This is a genomic window from Leptospira mayottensis 200901116 (assembly GCF_000306675.2).
Classification (GTDB): Bacteria; Spirochaetota; Leptospiria; order Leptospirales; family Leptospiraceae; genus Leptospira; species Leptospira mayottensis.
On record NZ_CP024871.1, the window covers coordinates 2,150,001 to 2,152,500 of the forward strand.

A 2,500-nucleotide genomic window follows, 5' to 3' on the forward strand; every position below is an offset into this window, starting at 1 on the left:
CCATTTCGATTTTAAGAATCGATTGGAAACAATTCTTCAGGAGAAATTTAAAAAGGTAGATTTTACATTTCGTTTCGTTTTGGATCGTAGAGGAACTGCACTTCCACAAATTATTGAAGAAAAAAAGTCGGATTTAAATTTTGAAATGCCTTCTAAAACACCGAAAGTCTTAGTAGCAATCGGTCCGGAAAGCGGCTTTGTTCGAAGCGAAATCGATTTTTGGAAACGTTTCGATTTTAAAGAGTTGAATCTTTCCAGCCGTGTCTTACGCACCGAAACAGCCGTTGCGTTCCTTCTCTCAAGACTCGAAGAGAAAAATCTTTTCCTAAAAACTTAAGCCGCCCGAGAACATTACTTTCTGTTCATCCTGAGCCTCGTATTGTCCGGAAGTGGTATCATAAACCCATTTACGAATATTTTGAAGTCTTATGGTGATAATTCCTAAATTGATCGCCAATTCGAGAGCTCCCTGAGAACGATCATCCAACTTAAAAGCCTCTTTACTTTTATCAAAACCCTTTTTGGTATAATATCCGTTTAGTAAAAGCATGCTTCCGAGCGGAATATATACCCCTAGGAATATCCTTGAGTTATCGGGCCCGGAATAATTTTCGTAATTCGATTCGACCGCAAATTTGTAAAAATTAAATAAGACCGTGGTAAAATGTCCTTTAACTTTAGGACCGTCGGGATCGGCCAACTTTGCCGCCTCAAGTTTTGTCTGCGGAATATGACTCTGCAAATTACTCTGATATCTTTCCAATTCGTAAAAACTGTCAAAATACATCGGAATATACGTAGACGTCATATTTCTATATTCCGGCTTTACCCGAACATATATATCCTTTCCGCCCAATCGTAAAATCGCTCCATAATGTGTCCCTTTAGCGTTCTCTATTTGTTTGATTTTGTTCACGTCGTAATAGGGGGTCAGTTCTATATATTTCGCGGCCAGTAGTTTGTATTCTAAGTCAAAACCGGTAACCGTTAGTTTTTCCGTGGACCTGACGAGAGGATTGTTACTTTCGTTCACCCTAAGCTCTCCTGTCGAATCGAACTTGAGTTCAAGCGGAGCTTTATTGTCGAAAGCGGTTGTATAACCGATCGCAAATCGATTGGCAAAATTATCCTGATTGAAAAGCTCCTTTAGATTTTGCGGCTTTTCCGGTTTTTTATCCGCAGGAATCATTTCTTCTTTTTTTTCCTGCGTCTTCTGATCCTCAATCAAAGCACGATACGATTCTTTTTCTTCTGCACCCACTTCTTCGTAGACTTTTCTTCTCCCCGCTTCATCCGCTACGTTTCCTTGTGCGATCGTGAGCATCGTTAAGAACTTAGAACGACCGGTGATGATATCGAAAAGTTTGAATCCTACCGCAAAAGGCCGAATGTAAACCCGTGCTGAACTGACTTCCCTCGTGTAAACCGAATTTGAAAATACCTGTACCCCTCCATAATCGCTGTTCATGTCGGCTTGGAGGCCCACGTTATACACATCCAAACGTTGGTTGTTTATGTATCGATTCACGATGGTTCCGTGGCCAATATAACCGTCGAACAACTTCCCAAGATACGCGGAATACGTAATTTCCCCCGGAGTGTATTTACCAAACTGACCGAACCAGATATTATTGATCAATCGAAGATAATCGCTCTTTTCATTATAATCGAAAGTCCGCAGCTTACCGATCCTGGAATTTTCTTGTTTTGGGTCCACGTCGTATATCAAAAAGTTCAAAGGCACAGTCAGGGATGCTCCGAAATCTCCTCCGAAATTTAAATTCACGGTCGGAGCAACATAGAGATAATAATCCTTCTGGTATTTATTGATCCCGAGATCGTAAGTGAACGGATCGGTGGGATGCATATACTGCCTCCCCGGCGGCGTCCAAAGTTGTGCCTGAATTCCTGTTTGTATCGCAAAAAAAAGAAATAGAAATGTGAAATAATATTTCGGACGTTTGAACATATCGAATATGGTCACCGAAGATTCTTTAGAAAATCTCGCTACCGTAAAGTCTTGCTTTATTATCGGAACGAATAAGGTCCAAACCTAAAATTCTAACCAACTTTCATTCGGGAATAAACAATCTAAACCTTTGGGAGTAAATAGAATCAGAAACCTCTAGAATTGCAAAGGAAATTTTTTGCAATTCCATTCGTATAAACGGAACTTAATTTCAACATAACGGATTTTTATTTGACTTTCGCACAAAAATTCTCAGAATACGAAAAAAGGAAAAATTGACCAAATACGAAGAAAAGACAAGTCCGAGCAATTCGATTCCACGCAAGTCGTCCAAAGGTGACCCATTTACCGAATTGCTTTTTACGTCCCGTCCCAAAACAGTGTTCTCTGGATTATGGAAGCAAACTTGACATTTCAACCGATCACTTTTCCCCATTCAAGAAAGTGACTGAAAAGTTAGCCGGTGAGAAAGAAAGTGACAACCGTATCTTATGAATGAATCTGGATCGATCGGAATCATTGAAACTAAAT

The 2,500-nt window shown here is 40.0% G+C and carries 3 protein-coding genes (2 of these 3 only partly in view); 2 read left to right on the plus strand and 1 reads right to left on the minus strand.

The features are described from left to right. Positions 1-337, plus strand: the final stretch of a protein-coding gene (locus tag LEP1GSC190_RS09685; RefSeq protein ID WP_004279711.1) for a 16S rRNA (uracil(1498)-N(3))-methyltransferase. The gene continues 446 nt to the left of window position 1, outside the view; only the last 337 of its 783 coding nucleotides appear in the window; its start codon lies beyond the left edge, outside the window; its stop codon occupies positions 335-337. Here LEP1GSC190_RS09685 and impL63 read toward each other — a convergent pair. Next, positions 326-1,969: a cytoplasmic membrane protein ImpL63 gene (gene impL63 / locus LEP1GSC190_RS09690; protein ID WP_004279516.1), complete on the minus strand. Its 1,644-nt coding sequence runs from the start codon at positions 1,967-1,969 to the stop codon at positions 326-328. The two genes, LEP1GSC190_RS09685 and impL63, sit on opposite strands and share 12 nt — an antisense overlap. A 491-nt stretch (positions 1,970-2,460) precedes the next feature. Here impL63 and metX point away from each other — a divergent pair, with 491 nt between their 5' ends. Then, on the plus strand, positions 2,461-2,500 hold the 5' end (the start) of the coding sequence (gene metX / locus LEP1GSC190_RS09700) for a homoserine O-acetyltransferase MetX (protein ID WP_002763954.1). It continues 1,067 nt past the right edge of the window; the window shows 40 of its 1,107 coding nt (coding positions 1-40); it begins with the start codon at positions 2,461-2,463; its stop codon lies off the right edge, out of view.

Bases quoted from the DNA above. Each gene is read 5' to 3' on its own strand.
- impL63 (WP_004279516.1), bottom strand. From the start codon at position 1,969: ATGTTCAAACGTCCGAAATATTATTTCACATTTCTATTTCTTTTTTTT.